This window comes from Synechococcus sp. RedBA-s (assembly GCF_024345495.1).
Taxonomy (GTDB): Bacteria; Cyanobacteriota; Cyanobacteriia; order PCC-6307; family Cyanobiaceae; genus Regnicoccus_A.
The window spans coordinates 19,994-39,271 of sequence record NZ_JAGQBF010000008.1 but is presented as its reverse complement, the minus strand read 5'-3'; the positions used below and the strand labels follow the sequence as shown (position 1 = coordinate 39,271).

Here is a 19,278-nt window from a genome sequence, read left to right as displayed (position 1 = left end):
TCAGCGTCTTTACCATGCTTCTCATCGCTTTGGTGCTAGCCGGAATTCCAATCCTGGTCGACCCAAGCGGCTTCAGCGAGCGCGACGGTCGGCCGGTGAAGGAACAGTCAGGAGCTGAGTGATTCGATCCAGATCTCCTCTGAATAGGCCTGCCTCCGGGGAGCCTTCACGGTCTGGAGTTTCGCTGAAGGGCACGGGCCCCGATCCAGATCGTTACCACAGCGATGAGCACGAGCAGAAGGCGGATCATGAGGCTGGTGAAGGGCGCAATCCAGACCAGGATCTGGCGGTAGTTGTCCCCCAGCAGGAAGCCAGCACTGACGAGTGCCAGGATCCAGAGCAGGCTTCCTGCACTGGTCCAGAACAGAAACGACCGTTGAGGCATCAGTTCAATGCCGGCAGGTATCGAAACGAATGGCCTGATACCAGGAACCAGTCGACCCCAGAACACCACCGCCGCTCCATGGCGAGAAAACCAGCGCCTGCTGAGAGCCAGATCAGCAGGCTTGAGGCCGAGGCAACGGCCATGGCGACCGATCAGATGTTCCAGTCGTTGCTCATTCACCAGGCGACCAATCCCGTACCAGAACCAGGCCCCGAGCACGGTGCCGGTCAAGGCGGCGCCCACCACGGGAATGAACTGGAGCTTGCCCTGCTGAATCAGAAAGCCGCTCAGGGGCATCACCAGCTCTGAGGGAATCGGCGGTATCACGTTCTCGAGGAGCAGCGCCAGGCCGATCAACAGATAGCCCTGAGCGGGATTGGTCTCGACCGTGTCACCGATCAGCGTGAGAAACGCTTCGGCCCACTGCTGCAACCGTCCCGCCTGGACAAGGGAGCCGACCAGCAGCTCAGGCATCGGCATGGGCGCGGCGGCGCCACAGCCGCCAGACCTTCTCCAGCTCCAGGTAGAGGAAGAACAGGAAGCTGAACCCTACGCAGATGGCTAGATCCGGGAGGCTAAGGGGCGTCGTCTCGAAGAAGTTCGATAACACGGGCACGTAGAGCAGGGCCATCTGCAGGGCGGAGGTAAGCACCACAGCCCCGATCAGCCAGAGGTTGGAGAACGGATTCACCTGCACGAGCGGCAGATCACTGCGGGCGGCCAGGGCATGGCCCATCTGGGCCAGGCAGAGGGTGGTGAACACCATCGTCTGCCATGGAGCCCCGGCCCGGAAGGCGTAGACCATCAGCACGATCGTGAGGATCGCAAACACCACCCCGATTCGCAGAATGTAACTACCGATCCCTCTGGCGAAGATCGACTCCCCGGGTTCAGCTGGAGGCCGTTGCATCAGACCTTCCTCGCCGGGCTCCAGGGCCAGGGCCAGGGCGGGCACACCATCGGTCACCAGATTCATCCAGAGGATCTGGAGCGGCGAGAGGGGAGAGCCCACCAGGCCGAGCAGCGGCGCTGAGGCGATCGTGATCAGCTCACCGACGTTGCTGCCGAGGATGTACTTCACGAAGCGGCGAATGTTGGCATACACGAGCCGCCCCTCCTCCACCGCGTTGACGATCGTGGCGAAGTTGTCGTCGAGCAGCACCATGTCGGAGGCCTCCTTGCTCACCTCGGTGCCGGTGATGCCCATCGCCACGCCGATGTGGGCCTGCTTCAGGGCCGGGGCGTCGTTGACACCGTCGCCGGTCATCGCCACCACCTGGCCGTTGGCCTGCAGGGCCTTCACGATCCTCAGCTTCTGCTCGGGCGGCACCCGGGCATAGACGCTGCAGCGGTTGACTACTTCCTGAAGCCGGACATCGTTGAACTGCTCCAGCTCGCGGCCCAGCACCACCTCCGCGTCACCGTCCACTAGCCCGATGTTCTGGCCGATGGCCCGGGCGGTGAGCGGATGGTCGCCGGTGATCATCACCGGCCGGATGCCGGCTTCCCGGCAGCGGGCCACGGCCACGGCCACTTCCGGCCGGGCCGGATCGAGCTGGGCCATCAGTCCGAGCAGCACCTGGTGATCCAGCGACTGTTCGGGGCTGGTGTGATGGGGGGCGCAGGCGAAGGCGAGCACCCGCAGGCCGGAGGCGGCGAGGCTCCGCCCCTGCTCCACCCACCACTGCCGCTGGGAATCGCTGAGCCCCTCAACACCGGCGCCGCCGATCCAGCGGTCGCAGCTGCCGAGGATCACCTCCGGTGCCCCCTTGGTGATCAGCAGGGTGTGGGAGCCGCTCGCCACCGACCCGAGAGGCGTTTGGAGGGTGCCGTCGCTGTCTTGCACCCACACCGCCATCAGCTGGCGCTCCGAGCTGAAGGGAATTTCGGCCTTGCGTTCGTACTGGCTGCGGAGGGCGAAGCCATCCAGCTTGGCCTTGCCGGCGGCCACCACCAGGGCGCCTTCGGTGGGATCGCCCAGCACATCCCAGCTGCCGTCCTCGGCCTTCTTGAGTTCGGCGTCACTGCAGAGCAAACCGGCTGAGAGCAGCAGATCCCTGGCTCCAGCGGTAATGCCCGCCACGGCTCCCTGAGGAGGTGCGAGCTCGGCCGGGGTGAAGGAACCGTGGGGGTCGTAGCCCTGGCCGCTGACGGCGATCGACTGGCTGCCGCAGCGCAGCTCCTCCACCACCTGGCGGTTCAAGGTGAGGGTGCCGGTCTTGTCGGTACAGATCACCGTGACCGAGCCGAGGGCCTCCACCGCCGGCAGGCGGCGGATCAGGGCGGCCCGCTGCACCATGCGCTGGGTGCCGATCGCCAGGGTGACGGTGATCACGGCGGGCAGGCCCTCCGGCACGATCGCCACGGCCATGCTCAGCGCCACCTCCAGCAGGCCCAGCAACGGCTGGCCCAGCAGCCAACCGCCCAGCACCACCAAAGCCACCAGCACCAGCGCTGAAACCACAAGAACGTTGGCGAGTCCATCGAGCCGTTCCTGCAGCGGGGTGGTTTCACCCCCGGCGGTGTTGATCAGCTCGGCGATCTGGCCCAGTTCCGTGCCCATGCCGGTGGCGGTCACCACCGCCGTGCCCCGCCCCCGCACCACTTCGGTGCCCTGGAACAGGCAGTTCTGCCGCTCCAGCACCGGCGTGGAGGCCTCCAGCACAAGATCCGCCTTCTTGAACACGGCCTCGGCCTCGCCGGTGAGGGCCGCCTCGCGCAGGCCCAGTTCGGCCACTTCCAGCAATCGGGCATCAGCGGGCACCCGATCGCCTGCCTCCAGGCGGATCAGATCGCCGGGCACCAGTTGTTCGCTGGAGATCCGATCCCAATGGCCGTCACGTCGCACGGTGACCAGGGGCTGGGCCATCTCGCGCAGGGCCAGCAGGGCGGTCTGGGCACGGCTTTCCTGGATGTAGCCCAGCAGCGCGTTGAGGCCCACAATCAGCACAATGGCGATCGCGTCCTTCGGGAACTTCTGCGCCTGGAAGGCGATCGCGGCCGACACGGCGGCCACGGCCAGCAGCATGATCAGCATCACGTTGCTGAGCTGGTCCCAGAGGATCCGCAGGTTGCTGCGGCCGGGGGCCAGCTCCAGCTTGTTGGGCCCCAGCCGGGCCAGCCGCTCAGCGGTCTGGGCGGTGCTCAGGCCCTCGGAGCTGGCCTGAAGTTCTCGGAGGCAATCCTGGGGAGCGAGGCTGTGCCAGGCAGGCGAAACAGGGCGGCTCACCGGTGACAGGCTGAAATCCAGGTCACCTTAAGGTCCACACCACAATGCCGACGCTGCTCACCACCCTGCTGATCCTGCTCACGGGGGTGTTGATCGCCCGCGTGTCAGCTGGTCGGCTGGTGGCGTGGGCCGTGCCCACCATCGTGCTGGAGCTGCTGGTGGGGTTCATCCTGGGCAACACAGTGTTGCCGTTTGACGCCATCAAACCGCTCAGCGGCATCACCGAGCTGGGGGTGCTCACCCTTTTCTTTCAGGTGGGTCTGGAGGTCAGGGGCGATCTGCTGACCTCACGCGGCGCCAGCATTCTGCGAACGGTGGGGATCAGTTTCCTGGCCCCCCTGCTGGCCTACTGGCCCCTGCACCAGTTGTTCGGCATGGCCACGCCTGAAACCCTGCTCTGCCTGGCGGTGCTCAGCGCCACCGGAACGGGGGTGACCCTGCGGGTGCTGGCACTGGGGAATGCTCTCCAGACCCCCTCCGGCCGCCTCCTGGTGGGCGTCTCGGTACTCGACGACCTGCCGGCGATCGCGCTTCTCTCGGTGGCGATGGCCAGTGCTGGCCTGCCGATGGGACATTCGGGCCTGGCAGGACCCGGACCGCTCCTGGGTTTCGCCCTGGCGGCCCTGATCTCTCTGGCCGTTGGGCTGTGGGCGCGTCACCGGCCCGAACGGCCCACCACGCCCCTGGCGATTCTGATCGTGCTGATCGCCTCCTCGTGGCTGGGGGAAGCCAGTGGCCTCACCTCCCTTCTGGGGGCCCTCTGGGGTGGGATCCTGCTGGCTCGCCTCAGTCCGCCCGAGGCGGACGTCTCCCGCACACTCTCGGTGCTCTCGGATGTGTTCCTGCCCCTGTTCTTCATCAGCGTCGGGATGCGGATTTCGGCGGACACCCTGCTGGAGCCGGCGGCCTGGAGCCTGGCAGCCGCCCTGGTGGTGATGGCGGTGCTCAGCAAGCTCCTCTGCGGCCTGGGGGTCACGGCGGCGGATCGCGCCGCCGGGGTCGACCGCTGGCTGGTGGTGTTCGGGCTGATCCCCCGGGGCTTGCCCGGCCTGGTGTTCGCCACCACGGCTCTAAGCGCCGGGGTGATCAACCCGACCCAGTTCTCCGCCCTGGTGATCATGGTGACCGTGACCACGGTGCTGGGACTGCTGCTGCTGGAGCGCCGCCTGGCAAGACGCACTCGATTCAAAGGGATTCTGCCGCCAATCTGAGGCTCCAAGGATGGATCACTCCGGTAGGTTGGCCGCCCACAGATGAGATTCCCTGGTTCGATGACCTCTCAGTCGCTGGATCGTCTGGGGAAAGGCTTGATGCGCTGGCGCCATCGGCTCACGGTGCCGCAGTTCACGGTGGTGACCGGGGCTTTGGTGATTGCCTCTGGAACCCTTCTGCTGGCCTCGCCGCTCTGCTCCAGCGATGAAGTGGGGCTCTGGCAGGCCTTGTTCACCGTGACCTCGGCGATCACGGTGACGGGTCTTTCGATCATTGACGTGGGCAAGGACCTCACGTTCTTTGGACAGGTGACCCTGGCCGGGCTGATCATCACCGGCGGGCTCGGCCTGATGGCGATCACCACCTTTCTTCAGGGTTTCGTGCAGGGTCGCTCCGGCCTGCGTCTACGCCTCGACAAGGGCCGGGCTCTCGATGAGTTCGGCGTCGGAGGCATCGGCCCCACCTTCCATCAGATCCTGATCACCGCCGGCTGTGTGATGGGGGTCGGCACCGTGATTCTCTACAGCTTCGGGTTCACCGACATCAGCAACCATGGCGAGAGGCTTTGGGCGGCGATGTTTCATTGCATCAGCGCCTACAACAACGCTGGCTTCGGACTCTGGAGCGACAACCTGGTGGGCTACAAGGCCAATCCGGTCGTCAATGGCGTGATCGGCAGCCTGATCGTCACCGGCGGCATCGGTTGGCGCGTCACCAACGACCTCTGGGAGAAACGCTTCCGGCTCCAACGGATCCGTCGCCTGAGTCTGCACACGCGCTTGGTGCTGCGCAGCACCCTGCTGCTGATCGGGCTCGGGGCCTTGGGGCTGCTGTTCACCGAACAGTTCGCGCCCGATGGGGTCATGTCGACCCTCCCCCTCTGGGAAAAGTTGCAGGTCACCATTTTTCAGTCGATCACCACCCGCACAGCCGGCTTCAACACGGTGCCGCTCTCAATCGAGACGCTCTCCGATGCTGGCCTTTTGCTGATGATCGTGCTGATGTTCATCGGTGCCAGCCCTGGGGGCACAGGCGGTGGCATCAAGACCACCACCTTCGCGGTGCTGATGGGTGCCACCCGCTCAACCCTTGAAGGACGCAAGGAGGTGATCATCCGCAAACATCAGATCCCCGGAGATATCGTGCTCAAGGCCGTGGGGGTGGCCCTGGCCTCCGGCCTGTTCGTGATCTTGATGACGCTCGTGCTCGGTCTTGGACCAACGGCGGGAGGAGAACCTACTGCCCAGGCCTACAGCTTCCTTGAGAAGCTGTTCACCTGTATGTCGGCCTTCGGCACCGTCGGACTTGATGTCGGGGTGACCGCTAACCTTAACCGCTGGGGTCAGTTGGTGCTGATGGTGGGGATGTTTGTCGGACGGCTGGGCATCATGCTGTTGCTCTCAGCCCTCTACGGCAGCAGACCCCCGTCCAGGGTCGGCTACCCCCGCGAAGAGGTCTTCATCTGAGGTGTGAACCGATGGCATCAAGCAATGCGTGGTGGCAATGGGCCCCCCCCGATGGATCGACGTCGTTTGGAACCTTTGCCGTAATCGGTATTGGCCGGTTTGGATCAGCGGTCTGCGACGAACTTATTCATAACGGTGCAACGGTGTTGGCCATCGATGCCAGTCAGCGGGCTATTGATGCGATGCGCCTGATCGATCCCTCAATCGAAGCCAGGGTGGTGGACTGCACCGATGAGGAAGCACTCCGCGAAGCAGGGGCTCTCGAAGTTGACACTGTCGTGGTAGCGATCAGCGAACCTATCGAGGCGAGCATCACTGCCACGTTGATCGCGAAACACAGTGATGGGACGAAGGTGAAGCAGGTGATTTCCCGTGCAACCAGTGATATTCACATGAAAATGCTCCAGCGCGTCGGAGCCGATCGGGTCGTCTATCCATCAAAAATGCAGGGCCACCGGCTTGGCCTGGAGCTCGTGCGTCCGAACATGCTGGAACGGCTGCGGCTCGATGATCGCAACAGCATCGAGGAGATTCGTGTACCAAAGGCCTTCGTGGACCAGTCTCTGCGTGAACTGAACTTGCGCAAGAACCACAACGTCACTGTCCTGGCTGTCGGCCCTGAGAACCAGCTGACTGTGAACCCCCCCGCGTCCCATGTCCTCAAAGAGGGCGAATTGCTTGTTGTGATGGGATCTGGCGAAGCCCTCAAGGCTCTGCCCTCCCGCTGAGCCAGTCATCGCCAACTCAGCGATCACCTCGTTAGCAGTTCCAGCAGCTGGATGAAACGGAGAGGAACGAGCCAGATGTGGGAATTGATTGCGCCTTGGTCGTGGCGCTGCCCCTCAGAGTGGCCTTTCTTATCCGGTTTAGACCTTGTGTCGTCCGGCTGCTGCGATCCTCTCCCATCCCGGCGATGGCCCTGTTCACCTGCTGGTTCCGGGCCAGAGAGCTGGATGCCAACGGCTTCGTGGTGGATTTCTCGGGCCTCAAGACGCTGGAGGGCCAACTGGCCGGGCAGTTTGATCACACCTTCCTGGTCAACGTCGATGACCCACTGCTGGAGCAATGGCGCAACTTGCATGATCAAGGAGCCCTCGACCTGCGTGTGATGACCAATGTGGGCATGGAGAGCAGCGCTGAGCTGGTCTGGGGCTGGGCCAGTGGGCTGCTGCGCGACCGCGACGGCGGCCTCAGCGGCTGCTGGAAAGTGGAGGCGCGCGAGAACAAGCGCAATGCCGCCAGCTACGAGGCCTCCCTCGAGTGGTTCGCCCAGGGGCGGCCGTGATTGCGGTGGAGCGGCTGGCCACCACCTGGGCCCTGTTTCAGGCCCTGCTGGTGGAGGCGATGCCCTTTCTCCTGATCGGGGTGGCCCTCTCGACCCTCGCCCGCTGGATCAGCCCCGGGGGGAAATGGGTGCGGGACCTGCCTGCCCACCCGCTGCTGGGACCCCTGAGCGGCGCGGCCCTGGGCTTTGCCTTACCCGCCTGTGAGTGCGGCAACGTGCCCATGGCCCGGCATCTGCTGGTGAAGGGAGCCCCGATCGCCACTGCCCTGGGCTTTCTGTTCGCGGCGCCGGTGCTCAATCCGATCGTGCTGGCCAGCACCTGGGCGGCCTTTCCCGACCAACCCTGGCTGCTGGCGGCACGGCCCCTGGGGGCTCTGCTGATCGCGGTGTGCCTGGCCACGCTGCTGCGGCTTCTGCCCGAGCACGAACTGCTGCAGCCGGCCCTGCTGGAGGAGCGGCGGTTGAGCCAGCCCCTGGGGGAGGTGACGCTGCTGGAGCGGCGCAGTGGCCTGATCGGAGTGCCGGCCGGCGCTGCCGTCCCCGCCCTGGGCGGATCCAGCCGCCGTCCCCCCCTGGGCCAGGTGCTCTCCCACGGCGGCAGCGAGTTTCTGGAGCTGGCCCTGCTGCTGGTGATGGGTTGCGCGATCGCCGCGCTGGTACAGACCGTGGTGCCGCGCCAGTGGCTGATCGCCGTGGGCGGCACCCCCACCCTCTCGATCCTGAGCCTGATGCTGCTCAGCCTGGTGGTGTCGGTGTGCTCCAGCGTGGATGCCTTTCTGGCCCTGGGTTTTGCCGCCCAAGTCACCCCTGGGGCGGTGCTGGCCTTCCTGCTGCTGGGGCCGGTGATGGACCTCAAGCTGGTGGGGCTATTCGGCATCCTGCTGCGGCCCCGCGCCATCCTGCTCACGGCAGGGGCGGCGTCCCTGGTGGTGTTGCTGATCGGTCAATGGGTCAATTTACTTCTGCTCTGAGCCCTGGCCGGCTCAAGGCTCTGGCCCTGGCGCTGTGGGGCGTTGCACTGCTGCAGAGCGCCCTGAGCGGACGGCTTGATCTGCTGCTGCGGGCCGTGTTCCATCCGCTGGTGTGGGGCAGCGGGATCCTGCTGCTGCTGCTGGCCGGAGTGGAGATCAGCGGCCACTGGCGCGATGGCAGCCGCGTCAGTGGCCGCTGGACGTCGCTGCTGAGCATCGGCGCGGCCCTGGCGGTGCTGGCCCTGCCCCCCAGGCCGTCCTTCGCCGATCTGGCCGCCAACCGCCAGGCCAACCTGCTGGAGGAGCCGGGCCTGAGCTTCGTGCTCCCCCCCGCCCAGCGCAGCCTCACCGACTGGGTGCGCTTGCTGCGCAGCGAACCGGACCCCCGGCTCTATGCAGGAGATGCGGTGCGCATCAGCGGTTTCGTTCTGCCCATGCCCGGCGAGGAGCCGCACCTGGCCCGCCTGTTGGTGCGCTGCTGCCTGGTGGATGCCGTGCCGGTGGGGCTGCCGGTGCGCTGGCCCGCCGACCAGCCGCAACCGCGGGCCGACCAGTGGCTGCGCCTAGAGGGGGTGATGGTGAGCGAAACGATGGGCGAGCGCCAGCGCAGCGTGGTGGAAGCCAGGCTTGTGCAGCCGATCCCCAGGCCCCGCCAGCCGCTGGAGCCATGAGCAGGTCTCCCCTGCGCTGGTGGCGCCGGCAGAAGAGGCTGAGGCTGATGCTGATCGCCGCTGCGGCCGTGGCCCTGCTGCAGCAGCAAGTGCTCTGGCACCGGCCACCACGCCTGCTGGAGTTGCGCCAGGCCAGCGCCAGCTCCGGACCAGCAGCCCTGAGCCTGCGCTTCAGCCGGCCGATGCAGCCGTCCAGCGTGGCCTCGGACAGCCAGTTGCAACCCTCTCTGCCCTTCAGCATTCAGGGGGAGGGCAATCCGCTGCTGCTGCTGCCCGCCGTTGGCTCCCGCATCGAAGAGCCCCTGCAGTTGCGGCTGGAGGGTCGCGACCAGCGGGGGCTGGCCCTGCCCCCCCAGCGCTGGTTCTGGGATCCCCGCCCCGACCTGCTGGCCGTGGTGCCCGTGCCCGGAGGCGAACAGGTGCGACTACGCACAGCCGAGGGGGCCTGGGTGCCCCTCACCCCCATATGGCCCGCCATCCCCCAGACCGTGGCCCTCGGTGATGGCTCAGGGCTTGGCGTGGTCAGCCGCGACCTGCAGGGGGACCACCGGGTCTGGAAGCTGGAGCTGAAGCGCCGGCACCTGGCCCAACGCTCCAGCGAACTGGCTCCAGCCCAGGTCGGGGAGCTGGAGCCCTTCAGTTCCGAGAGCTTCGTGTTCGCCAATCTGAGCAGCAACATCAACGGCGATCTGCTGGTGCAGGCGGCCGCTCAGGCCCCGGGCGGCGAGCTCCCCCAGGAGGAGGTGGTGCTGTGGGAGCGCAACGGCAGCCGTCGCCGTCTGGAGCTGGATCCGCGCGGACCCATTGCGCTGGTGCCCCAGGGGGGAGCCCTGGTGGTGCCCGAGGCCGATGGTCTGGCGCTGAGGAGCTTGCCGCCACTTCCGGAGCGCCGCCAGCTGCTGCCTGGCAGCCGGGATCTGAGCAGTTTCTGCCCGGTGGCGGGCCGGGCCCTGCTCAGTCGCCACTGGCCCGACTTCCGCCGCTCCCTGGAGCTGGTGGAGCCGGCCCAGGCGCCCAGAACCCTCTGGCTGGGTTCGGAAGCCCTGCTGGCCAGTGCCTGCTCCAGGGGAGGCGAGCGGGTCTGGGCCCTGCTGCTGGATGGAATTGAGCGGCCCGAGCTGACCCTGCTGGCCCTCAGCCGCGGGGGCGGCGAACGTCGGCAACGGCTGGAGGGCTGGGAACTGGAGCCGGGCACCGGCCTGAGCTACGACCCCACCACCGACCGCTTGTTGCTGGCCCTACGGCCGTTGCAAGCGTCAGGACCGGCGCCGGACACCTCCCGAGCGGAACCCCAGGCGGCCCTGATCGATGCCACCAGCCTGGAGCTGACCCTGCTCAAGGGGCCGGTGCGGCAGGTGAGCTGGCTCTCACCCGGCTGAATCTCGCCGTCGCAGCACCAGGGGCAGCAGCAGCAGGCTCAGCACGCCGATCAGGGGCCCGGGAGGTAGGTTGATGGCCGGTTGGATCGCCAGCAGAAAGCCGCAGCCGGCCAGCAGGGCCCCGATCAGGGAGGCCCGCCAAAGGGCCTGCCGCAGGCTGATCGCTCCCTCCAGGGCCAGCAGCGCCGGTGCCCCCATCAGGGCGATCACCAGCACCACCCCGACGGCCGTCATGGCACTCACCACCGTCAGGGCAGTCACGAAGGTGAGCAGCAGGCGCAGGCGCCCCACCGCCAGCCCGGAGCTGGCCGCCCCGAGGGGATCCACGCCCAGAAACACCAGCTGGCGGTAGCGGAAGCTGAGTAGCCCTAGCACCACCAGCAGTGACAGACCGGTGCGCAGCAGATCCGGCAGTCCGGCCGCGAGCAGATCACCGAAGAGCACCGCTTCAAGGTTCACCCGGATGCGCAACAGAGGAATCAGCAGCACTCCAAGGCCCAGAAATCCGGCCAGCACCGTGTTCAGCACCGCCTCATCGCCACGGCCGCCAGAGCTGGCGGGACGGCTGAAGCGCTCCGCCAGCAGGGCGCCGGCCACTCCGCTCACCACCCCGCCCAGGCCTGGATCGAGGCCCAGCGCCAGGGCCACCGCCAGTCCGGGCAGCACCGCATGGGAGATCAGATTGGCCTGGAACAGGCGTCCCTGCACCAGCAACAGGGTGCCCGCCAAGGGACAGAGCAGGCCGCTGAGCAGGGCCAGGGCCAGGGGGAGCATCCACCAGGTGACGGTCATCGGGCTGCTGCAGGGCGAGGGGGCTGGGGCGGTCTGCATAGGATCCAGCCCAGGGGCAGACACCGATGGATTCCGAGGCGGTCAGCCAGCAGCTCAACGCCAAACAGGTGAGTGTGCTGGCGATGTTGCGCGACAGCAGCGAGGAACTCTCCGGTCAGGAGCTGCACCAGCGGCTGCGACTCAACGGCCAGGCGATCGGACTGGCCACGGTCTACCGGCACCTGCGCCAGCTCCAGCGCCTGGGTCTGGCCCGCTGCCGCCACCTGCCCAGCGGTGAGGCCCTCTATGCCCCCCGGGAGCGGGACACCCATCACCTCACCTGCGTGTCCTGCGGTCTGACCCTGCCGCTGGACCACTGCCCGATGCATGGCATCCAGCCCCAGCCCGAGACGGCCCATGGCTTCGAGCTGCTGTTCCACACTCTGGAATACTTCGGCCGCTGTTCCCGCTGCAGCCAGTCCGCCCCGTCGGACGCCTGAGCAGGTCAGCATCAGCCGCAGCAATGGTTCCCCAGGCGCAGGTCGCCGAGAGAGTGACGCACTGAGGCCGGAGGGCCATCAGCCAGCAGCTTTCGGTCGATCACCAGCACGCGGTCGTAGGCATCGAGGTCATGGCCCCAGTCGTGGCTGCTCACCAGCAGGGTGAAGCCGGCATCGCGCAGCTGGCCCATCACCTGCAGCAACTGGGTGCGGGAGGGGGGATCAATGGCCGCGCAGGGCTCATCCAACAGCAGCACCGAGGCGGGCTGCACCAGCAGGCGGGCCAGCAGGGCCCGTTGCTGCTGGCCGCCGGAGAGTTGATCCAGGCGGCGGGAGGCCAGGGCATCAATTCCCACCCGCTGCAGGGCCGCCTCAACGGCGCAGCAGCCGGGGCGTGCCGCCATCAGCCGGCCCAGACCCACCAGCTCGCGCACACTGATCGGAAAGTGCCAGGCAATTTCCCCCCGCTGGGGCATCAGGGCCAGCTGGCGCCGGGCCAGGCGGGGCGTGAGCGCTGCGCCATCGAGCAGGAGTTCACCGGAGACCAGGGGGATCTGGCCTTCGATCGCCTGGAGCAGGGTGCTCTTGCCGGCGCCATTGGGTCCCACCAGGGCGGTGAGGGTGCCGGGTTCCAGGCAGAAGCTGATGTCCTCCAGGGCCAGTCCCTCGCCGCGGCGCACGCTGAGATGACGGGCCTCGAGGGCCATCGGATCCGGCAGAGGGACAACTCATCGCAACCTACCGAGGACCAAGACCTGAAGAAGCCGTCGATCCCGAGGACGGCAGTCGCTGACACCATCAGAAATGAGAACTGTTATCGTTCTTGATCGTTGTCTTTGGCCCGTGGCCCTGTTTCCTGGCTCACGGCTCCACCATCAGCGCAAACCGCTCACCTTGGCGCTGCTCCTGCTCTTCGGCGGCCTTGGGGTCTCGCTTCCGGCCTGCAGCCGAGTGCCGGGCAGCTCATCCCCCGTGGGCCAGCTCGCCGGCGGCCAGCCCCAGGTGGTGGCAGCCGATGGCGTGCTCTGCGATCTGACCCAGCGACTGGCCGCCGGCGAGCTGGCGGTGGGCTGCCTGCTGCAGCCGGCGGATGATCCCCACGACTTCCGGCTCAGACCCGACCAGAAGGCCCAGATCACCGGCGCCAGGCTGCTGTTGATCAGTGGCTACGACCTCACCCCCGCCCTGGAGTCCCTGTCGGGGGCGGTAGCGATTTCCGAGAAAGCCGTGCCCCAGCCCCTCAGGCTCACGCCGGAAGGTAGCGGACAACCCGTAGGTGAGCACAACCACGAAGCTGAGCACGACCACGGCGATTTCGACCCCCACGTGTGGCACAACCCGCGCCAGGCGGCAGCCATGGCGGCGGTGATCGCAGACCAGCTCAGCCGCCTCGATCCCCCTGCCGCCGAGGGCATCCAACGGCGCTCCAGGGCCATGGCCGAGCAGCTCGACCACCTCGATGCCTGGAACCGTAAACAGTTCAATGCCCTCCCCAAGCCCTGGCCTCCCCTGGCCAGCAGCCACCGCGCTTTTGCCAGCCTGGCTCTGGCCTACGGCCTTGATGAGCTGCCCCTGGTGGATGCCACCAGCACCAGTGAGGCCCTGCGCCCCGACGCCTTCCGGCAGGTGGTCGACAACCTTCGGGCTGGCTCCACCCCCCGTCTGTTCGCCGAGCAGAGCCCTCCAGCCAGAACCCTCCAGCGCATCAGCGAACTCAGCGGTGTTCCGATCGCAGCTGTGCCCCTGGCCGCCGATGGCCTGGCGATGGGCCCCGAGGGTCCCCTCAGCCTGATGGCCACCCTGGTGCGCAACACCTGCACGATCGTCGAGGGCTGGGGCGGCCGCTGCGACCGCCAGGGGGGTGAGGCCCTGACGCAGGCGTGGTCGCGGATCAACTGAGACCCTGCCAGGTGCCATTGGTCACACCAGCCAGGGGTGGCAGCGGGCTGAGGATGGAGCTGGATGCTCCCCGCCATGGCCACCCCATCGGATTCAGGCCAGACGCGCCTGTGGAGGCGGCGTGAGCTGCTGCCGCTGGGCGGCGCTGCCCTGGCTCTGGGCCTGGGGCAGCTGCTGCTGAAGCGAGGTGGAAGTCCAGAGGGGTTGGGGCACGAGGTCGCTCCTCAACCGCCGGCGCCTGGGGGGTTGCGCGAGTTCGACAGCGGCCGTGTGCTCATGGAGAACGGCCGCCGGGTGCGGGAGTTCGATCTCACGGCCAGCACCACGCTGCTGAAGCTCAACGAGGCGGTGACCTTCAAGGCCTGGGCCGTGAACGGACGGGTGCCGGGTCCCACCCTGCGGGCCCAGGCCGGTGAGCGGCTGCGCGTCCGCTTTCGCAACGAGGACAGCACCTCCCACAGTCTTCATTTCCATGGCATCCACCCCGCGGCCATGGATGGCATCCGCCCAGTGCGTCGCGGCGGCAGCACGGTCTATGAATTCGACGCGGAACCCTTTGGCCTCTTCCCCTACCACTGCCATGTGGCGCCGGTGACGCGCCATGTGAGCAAGGGGCTCTACGGCCTGCTGATCGTGGATCCCCCATCCCCAAGGCCGGCAGCCGATGAGATGGTGCTGGTGATGGGCGGCTACGACCTCAAGGGTGCGGGCCGCAATGATCTCTATGCCTTCAATGGCCGGCCCAATCTCTATCGCGATCAGCCCATCGCCATTTCCCAGGGACAACGGATTCGCCTCTATCTGCTCAACATGGTGGAGTGGGACGGTCCGCTGACCTTTCATCTGCACGCCAACCTCTTCGAGCTGTTCAGGGGGGGCTACTCCACCCGTGCCGATGAGATCACCGACGTGATCACGATGGGGATGGCTGAGCGCCACATCCTCGAGTTCAGCTACCGCGATCCGGGCCACTACATGTTTCATCCCCATCAGGATCAGATCGCCGAGCGGGGCTGTATGGGGCAGTTCCGCGTGGAAGCCAGAGGTCGGTAGCTTTGCTCACCCGAGCGGGTCACTTCTGGTCAGCTGCACCGCTGCCGCGGGGGCACGATGCGCTCCAGTCAACGACGACAGTCCCGTGATTCCAAGGCGCCGAGCCATTCAGCTGTTTCTGGCCGTGACCTCAACGGCCGCAGTCGCGGTGGCCTGTGGCCAGTCGCCAAGGCCCACCTCTCAGGGGGGCAGCGGAGAGGGCGGAGAGGGAGGCGAAGGGGGCGAGGTGAGCGGTGAGGATCCCATTAGCTATGCCGCCGTGCTCGGTCTGATGAAGGGCCATCTGCTGGTGGCCCGAGAACTGATGGAACTGAAGGATTACCCCGCGGCCGAGAAGCACATCGGCCATCCTGTGGAGGAGCTCTACGGAGATCTCGAGCCGGCGCTGAGCCAGTACGGCGCCCCCGGCTTCAAACAGCAGCTCAACACCCTGCTGGATCTGATTCAGAGCGCTCCTACCTCGCCGCAGACCGAGGCTGCCTTCAACGCCGCAGAGGAAGGCATCGACAGGGCCCTGGCGGCACTGCCGCAGGCCAAGCGCAGCGATCCGGCCTTCGTGGTGGCCGTGATCCGTCAACTCCTCGAGAGCGCCAGCAGCGAATACGCGGCCTCGATCACCGAGGGGCGCTTCGCTGAAACCATCGAATACCAAGACTCCCGCGGCTTCGTGCGCTACGCCGATCAGCTCCAACAAGGCATCGCCCCGGCACTGCAGGCCAGCGATCCAGCCCTGAGCCGCCGGCTCAGCGTCGCCATGGCCGCTCTGTTGCCGGTGTGGCCCACAACGATGCCCCCGGAGCAACCGATCAAGACCGCCCAACAGGTGCAGGCCCTGATCCAGTCGATCTGAGCAGGTCCAATCGATCGGAGCAAGCCCTATCCATCCGCTCCAATGGAGCTCATGGATCAGAACGATTATCATTCCCGCTGTTGTCGTGCTGCCAACGTGCCCAGTTCATTCGTACCCCTCTGCTGGCTCCAGTGCTCTGGCCCCGCCGGTCCAGCCGTCGCCGCCATGCTGGGCCCGCTGCTGCTGCTGAGTCCAGTGGCTGGGGCCAGGGCCGCTGACCTCAATCTCGAAGCGATTCAGCGCTACAGCTCTGGCTCCAGCTCCAGCCGTCAGGATCAGGTCACCAGCATCAGCCAGTTCTCTGACGTGCAGCCCACCGAGTGGGCCTATCAGGCGCTCTCGAACCTGATCGAGCGCTACGGCTGCGTCGCTGGCTATCCCGATGGCACCTTCCGCGGCAAGAAGCCGCTGAGCCGCTGGGAAGCCGCCGCTCTGCTCAACGCCTGCCTCGATCGGATCACCGAAGTGACCGACGAGCTGCGCCGTCTGCTCAAGGAGTTCGAGAAGGAACTCGCCATCCTGCGCGGCCGGGTCGACAACCTCGAAGCCAAGGTGGGTGAGCTGGAGGCCAACCAGTTCTCCACCACCACCAAGTTAAGTGGGCTGGCCACGTTCGTGGTGGGGGCTAATGCCTTCAGCGGCAGTGCTCGGGAAGAGGTCAACTCTGCTCGCGCCGAGGTGGGGGCCACCACCTTCTCCTACGACCTCCAACTCTCGCTCGACACAAGCTTCACGGGCAAGGACCTCCTGCGTACAATTCTTCGCGCAGGCAACTTCGGCGACTCGGCCTTCGGCGGGGCTGGTCCCACCGGCGGTCTCTCCACCCTTGAGGTCGCATTCGAGGAAGCCTCAGGTCCCGATTCTCTCGGGATTGACAAGCTCTACTACCAATTCCCGATCGGCAGCGGTTTCACGGCCACCCTCGGCGGCCGCGTCGGCCAGGAAGACATGCTTGCCCTTTGGCCCAGCGTGTATCCAGCCGATACGATTTTGAATGTGCTCACCCTCAACGGTGCGCCGGCGGCTTACAACAAGAACCTCGGCCCCGGCGCCGGCCTCTGGTGGCAGAGCGGTGGCTTCAGTGTCAGTGGCAACTATGTCGCGGCCAACGGCAACTCGGGCAACCCGAGCCAGGGGGGGATCGGTACTGAAGCCAGCGGCGGTACCGGCACCGCTCAGATCGGCTACAGCCAGGAGCAGTGGGCTCTTGCCGCGATTTATTCCTACATTCAGTCCGGGGTGGAGGTACCTGGAACCACACCGTTCACGGCCTCCGCTTTCGACACCCCCGGTAGCCGAACCAATGCTTTCGGAATCAGCGGCTACTGGCAGCCGTCAACCTCAGGTTGGCTCCCATCGATCAGCGCCGGCTGGGGGATCAACACCATCTCCTATGACGGCCAGGATGTGGATGGCGATCTGAGCACCAGCCAGTCGTGGATGGTGGGTCTGGAATGGAGCGACGTCTTCTGGAAGGGAAATGCCCTCGGCATGGCGGTGGGTCAGCCGGTCTTTGCCACGGCTCTGATTGGAGGCGACAGCCCCGATGACGGCAATTTTGTCTGGGAGTGGTGGTACAAGTTCCAGGTCACCGACAACATTTCGATCACCCCGGCGTTGTTCTATCTGAGCCGTCCCCTCGGCCAGGACACCCCCAGCGACAGCTCGTTCCGCCAACTGGGCGGGTTGGTCAAGACCAGCTTCTCGTTCTGAGCCCAACCGCTGGACCAGGACTGACGGGCAAAGCAGCGTGGTGATGATGTTGTCATCGGCTGGGACAGGCTGATTGGTTCATCCGACAGGGCTCTGGGGGAGGCCAGGGTTGCGGGGCGGTCACCATCGCGAGCATCCGTGCCCCATCGACGGCCTTGGCGCCAGACTGCCCGAACCAGGCGACTACCGCCCCCTCTTGCCCGTGATGACTCGCACTGCCTCTGCTCGTCCCGCGTCCTCTGCCGCCATGGAGGGGATCGAGGATCCAAGCCCCACCTGTCTGCCGGTGACGATCCTCACGGGCTTCCTCGGTGCCGGCAAAACCACCTTGCTCAACCACATCCTCAGCAACCAGAGCGGACTGAAGACCGCTGTACTGGTCAATGAGTTCGGTGAAATCGGCATCGACAATGACCTGATCATCGCCACCAGCGAAGACATGGTGGAGCTCAGCAATGGCTGCATCTGCTGCTCGATCAACGGCGAGCTGCTGGAGGCGGTGGAGCGGATCCTCGAGCGCCCCGAACCCGTGGATTATTTGGTGGTGGAAACCACGGGCCTGGCTGACCCCCTGCCGGTGGCGATGACCTTCCTGGGCAGTGAGCTGCGCGACAGCACCCGCCTGGATTCGATCATCACCCTGATTGATGCCGAAAACTTCGAAGCCAGCAGCTTCGAGAGCGAGGTGGGCCGGGCGCAGGTGATCTACGGCGACATCCTGATGCTCAACAAGTGCGATCTGGTGCCGGAGCCCCAGCTGCTGCAACTGGAGAGCCTGCTGCGCAACCTCAAACCCGACGCTCGCATCCTGCGCTCAGTCAAAGGAGATGTGGCCCTGCCGCTGCTGCTGAGCGTGGGTCTGTTCGAATCCGATCGGGTGGTGGCCACAGGCGACCCCACCCCTGAACTCGACCACGGCGACTGTGACCACGACCATGGCCACTGCGCCCACGACGACGACCACAGCCATGACCACGATCACAGCCACAGCCACAGCCACTCCCACGATCACGACCACTCCTCAGGTTCCGGCGAGCATCCGGCCGACCACCTCGCCATTGAGGGCTTCACCTCCCTCTCCTTCGCCAGCGAAGGGCCCTTCGCCCTGCGCAAGTTCCAGAACTTCCTCGACAATCAGCTGCCCACGGAGGTGTTCCGGGCCAAGGGCATCCTCTGGTTCAACGAGAGCGAACGCCGTCATGTCTTTCACCTGGCCGGCAAGCGCTTCTCCATCGACGACAGCGACTGGACTGGCGAGCGCAAGAACCAGCTGGTGCTGATCGGCAAGGATCTCGACCACCAGCGCCTGCGCCGCCAGCTCCAGGCCTGTGTGGCCAAGGACGCGGGCAAGGGATTCGCCTGAGGCGGCCCGACCGCAGCATCGGGCACTTCAAGGCCATGGAATCTGGCTAGATTGTGCCAACTACGAGCCCGACCGATGGCCGAACTGCTGCTTGTCTCCAGCGTTCTCGCGCTCTTCGGTCTGGCGTTCTGGCTCACCACCGACTCCGATGACGACAGCGGTGGCGGCGGCATGATGCAACCGGTTCTGGTCCCTGTGCGCATCAGCCGATCGAGCCGGCGCTGAGAGCCGAAACGCCGGGTTTGCGCAGCGCTCTCCAGCCCCAACCAATTCCACAGCTCCTCGCCACCGATGCCTTTGGGTATCGGTGGTTTTGGTCTGTCTGAGCCCAGACGGCCAAGCAGCCCGAGCTCGACTGATTAACGCGGCTGATCCGGGGAATTGTCGATGCTGTCTGAAGCGGGGTCCCAAAGGGATTGGGACGGCTCTACGTTTGCCCCACACCAGAAGGAACCCTTCCAGGCCGGTTCGTTTTCAAACCGCGCTTTGTTCAGTTTTCGGATGATTTCCCCTGCTGTGTCGATGTCCAGA

Annotated in this window: 19 protein-coding genes; 14 read left to right on the top strand and 5 right to left on the bottom strand. The window is 66.1% G+C overall.

All coding sequences use genetic code 11. The features are described from left to right. Positions 1–166: 166 nt before the first annotated feature. Positions 167–859 carry a DedA family protein gene (locus tag KBY67_RS04595; RefSeq protein ID WP_255109231.1) on the bottom strand — a complete coding sequence of 231 codons (693 nt, stop codon included), beginning with the start codon at positions 857–859 and terminating at the stop codon, positions 167–169. Continuing rightward, positions 852–3,614, bottom strand: a complete 2,763-nt coding sequence (locus tag KBY67_RS04590) for a cation-transporting P-type ATPase (protein ID WP_255109229.1) — start codon at positions 3,612–3,614, stop codon at positions 852–854. The genes KBY67_RS04595 and KBY67_RS04590 overlap by 8 nt, the downstream gene beginning before the upstream one ends. 44 nt (positions 3,615–3,658) lie before the next feature. Here KBY67_RS04590 and KBY67_RS04585 point away from each other — a divergent pair, with 44 nt between their 5' ends. From KBY67_RS04585 to KBY67_RS04555, 7 genes are all read left to right on the top strand, one after another. Further along, a complete protein-coding gene (locus tag KBY67_RS04585) occupies positions 3,659–4,825 on the top strand; it encodes a cation:proton antiporter (RefSeq protein WP_255109227.1) in 1,167 nt (388 codons plus the stop codon). A gap of 60 nt (positions 4,826–4,885) precedes the next feature. Further along, entirely contained in the window at positions 4,886–6,292 is a 1,407-nt protein-coding gene (locus KBY67_RS04580; protein WP_255109225.1) for a TrkH family potassium uptake protein, read from the top strand. An 11-nt stretch (positions 6,293–6,303) separates the two neighbouring features. Then, positions 6,304–7,020 carry a TrkA family potassium uptake protein gene (locus KBY67_RS04575; protein ID WP_255109222.1) on the top strand — a complete coding sequence of 239 codons (717 nt, stop codon included), beginning with the start codon at positions 6,304–6,306 and terminating at the stop codon, positions 7,018–7,020. A gap of 185 nt (positions 7,021–7,205) precedes the next feature. Continuing rightward, positions 7,206–7,577, top strand: a complete 372-nt coding sequence (locus KBY67_RS04570; RefSeq protein WP_255109220.1) for a 6-carboxytetrahydropterin synthase — start codon at positions 7,206–7,208, stop codon at positions 7,575–7,577. Then, positions 7,553–8,548, top strand: coding sequence for a permease (locus KBY67_RS04565; RefSeq protein WP_255109218.1), 996 nt, complete (start codon positions 7,553–7,555; stop codon positions 8,546–8,548). Before KBY67_RS04570 ends, KBY67_RS04565 begins: the two co-directional genes overlap by 25 nt. Beyond that, positions 8,524–9,219, top strand: a complete 696-nt coding sequence (locus KBY67_RS04560) for a TIGR03943 family putative permease subunit (RefSeq protein WP_255109216.1) — start codon at positions 8,524–8,526, stop codon at positions 9,217–9,219. Before KBY67_RS04565 ends, KBY67_RS04560 begins: the two co-directional genes overlap by 25 nt. Next, the gene (locus KBY67_RS04555; protein WP_255109214.1) at positions 9,216–10,598 is read left to right on the top strand and encodes a hypothetical protein; all 1,383 of its coding nucleotides are present in this window, start codon (positions 9,216–9,218) and stop codon (positions 10,596–10,598) included. Before KBY67_RS04560 ends, KBY67_RS04555 begins: the two co-directional genes overlap by 4 nt. Here KBY67_RS04555 and KBY67_RS04550 read toward each other — a convergent pair. Continuing rightward, positions 10,587–11,390, bottom strand: coding sequence for a metal ABC transporter permease (locus tag KBY67_RS04550; protein ID WP_255109212.1), 804 nt, complete (start codon positions 11,388–11,390; stop codon positions 10,587–10,589). The genes KBY67_RS04555 and KBY67_RS04550 overlap by 12 nt on opposite strands. Positions 11,391–11,455: 65 nt before the next feature. Here KBY67_RS04550 and KBY67_RS04545 point away from each other — a divergent pair, with 65 nt between their 5' ends. After that, on the top strand, positions 11,456–11,869 hold the full coding sequence (locus KBY67_RS04545; RefSeq protein WP_255109210.1) for a transcriptional repressor: 414 nt from the start codon (positions 11,456–11,458) through the stop codon (positions 11,867–11,869). A gap of 11 nt (positions 11,870–11,880) precedes the next feature. Here the strand turns inward: KBY67_RS04545 and KBY67_RS04540 are convergent, their stop codons facing one another. Next, on the bottom strand, positions 11,881–12,576 hold the full coding sequence (locus KBY67_RS04540; RefSeq protein ID WP_255109209.1) for a metal ABC transporter ATP-binding protein: 696 nt from the start codon (positions 12,574–12,576) through the stop codon (positions 11,881–11,883). A 136-nt stretch (positions 12,577–12,712) separates the two neighbouring features. Here KBY67_RS04540 and KBY67_RS04535 point away from each other — a divergent pair, with 136 nt between their 5' ends. Beyond that, a complete protein-coding gene (locus tag KBY67_RS04535; protein WP_255109207.1) occupies positions 12,713–13,768 on the top strand; it encodes a metal ABC transporter substrate-binding protein in 1,056 nt (351 codons plus the stop codon). Between the two features lie 93 nt (positions 13,769–13,861). On the opposite strand, the gene KBY67_RS04530 is transcribed toward KBY67_RS04535, so the two are convergent. Then, positions 13,862–13,996 (bottom strand): hypothetical protein, encoded by a 135-nt coding sequence (locus KBY67_RS04530; RefSeq protein ID WP_255109205.1) that lies wholly within the window; start codon positions 13,994–13,996, stop codon positions 13,862–13,864. An 18-nt stretch (positions 13,997–14,014) separates the two neighbouring features. On the opposite strand from KBY67_RS04530, the gene KBY67_RS04525 reads away from it, so the two are divergent. The 5 genes from KBY67_RS04525 (at position 14,015) to KBY67_RS04505 (ending at position 18,972) form a co-directional block, all read left to right on the top strand. After that, complete coding sequence (locus KBY67_RS04525; RefSeq protein WP_255109203.1) at positions 14,015–14,821, top strand: multicopper oxidase domain-containing protein; 807 nt, start codon at positions 14,015–14,017, stop codon at positions 14,819–14,821. A 124-nt stretch (positions 14,822–14,945) separates the two neighbouring features. Beyond that, on the top strand, positions 14,946–15,671 hold the full coding sequence (locus KBY67_RS04520; RefSeq protein ID WP_255109201.1) for a hypothetical protein: 726 nt from the start codon (positions 14,946–14,948) through the stop codon (positions 15,669–15,671). A gap of 165 nt (positions 15,672–15,836) precedes the next feature. Next, positions 15,837–17,384, top strand: a complete 1,548-nt coding sequence (locus tag KBY67_RS04515; protein ID WP_255109199.1) for an iron uptake porin — start codon at positions 15,837–15,839, stop codon at positions 17,382–17,384. 247 nt (positions 17,385–17,631) lie between these two features. Next, complete coding sequence (locus tag KBY67_RS04510; RefSeq protein WP_255109197.1) at positions 17,632–18,747, top strand: GTP-binding protein; 1,116 nt, start codon at positions 17,632–17,634, stop codon at positions 18,745–18,747. Positions 18,748–18,822: 75 nt separating this feature from the next. Then, on the top strand, positions 18,823–18,972 hold the full coding sequence (locus KBY67_RS04505) for a hypothetical protein (RefSeq protein ID WP_006171104.1): 150 nt from the start codon (positions 18,823–18,825) through the stop codon (positions 18,970–18,972). Positions 18,973–19,278: the final 306 nt, after the last annotated feature.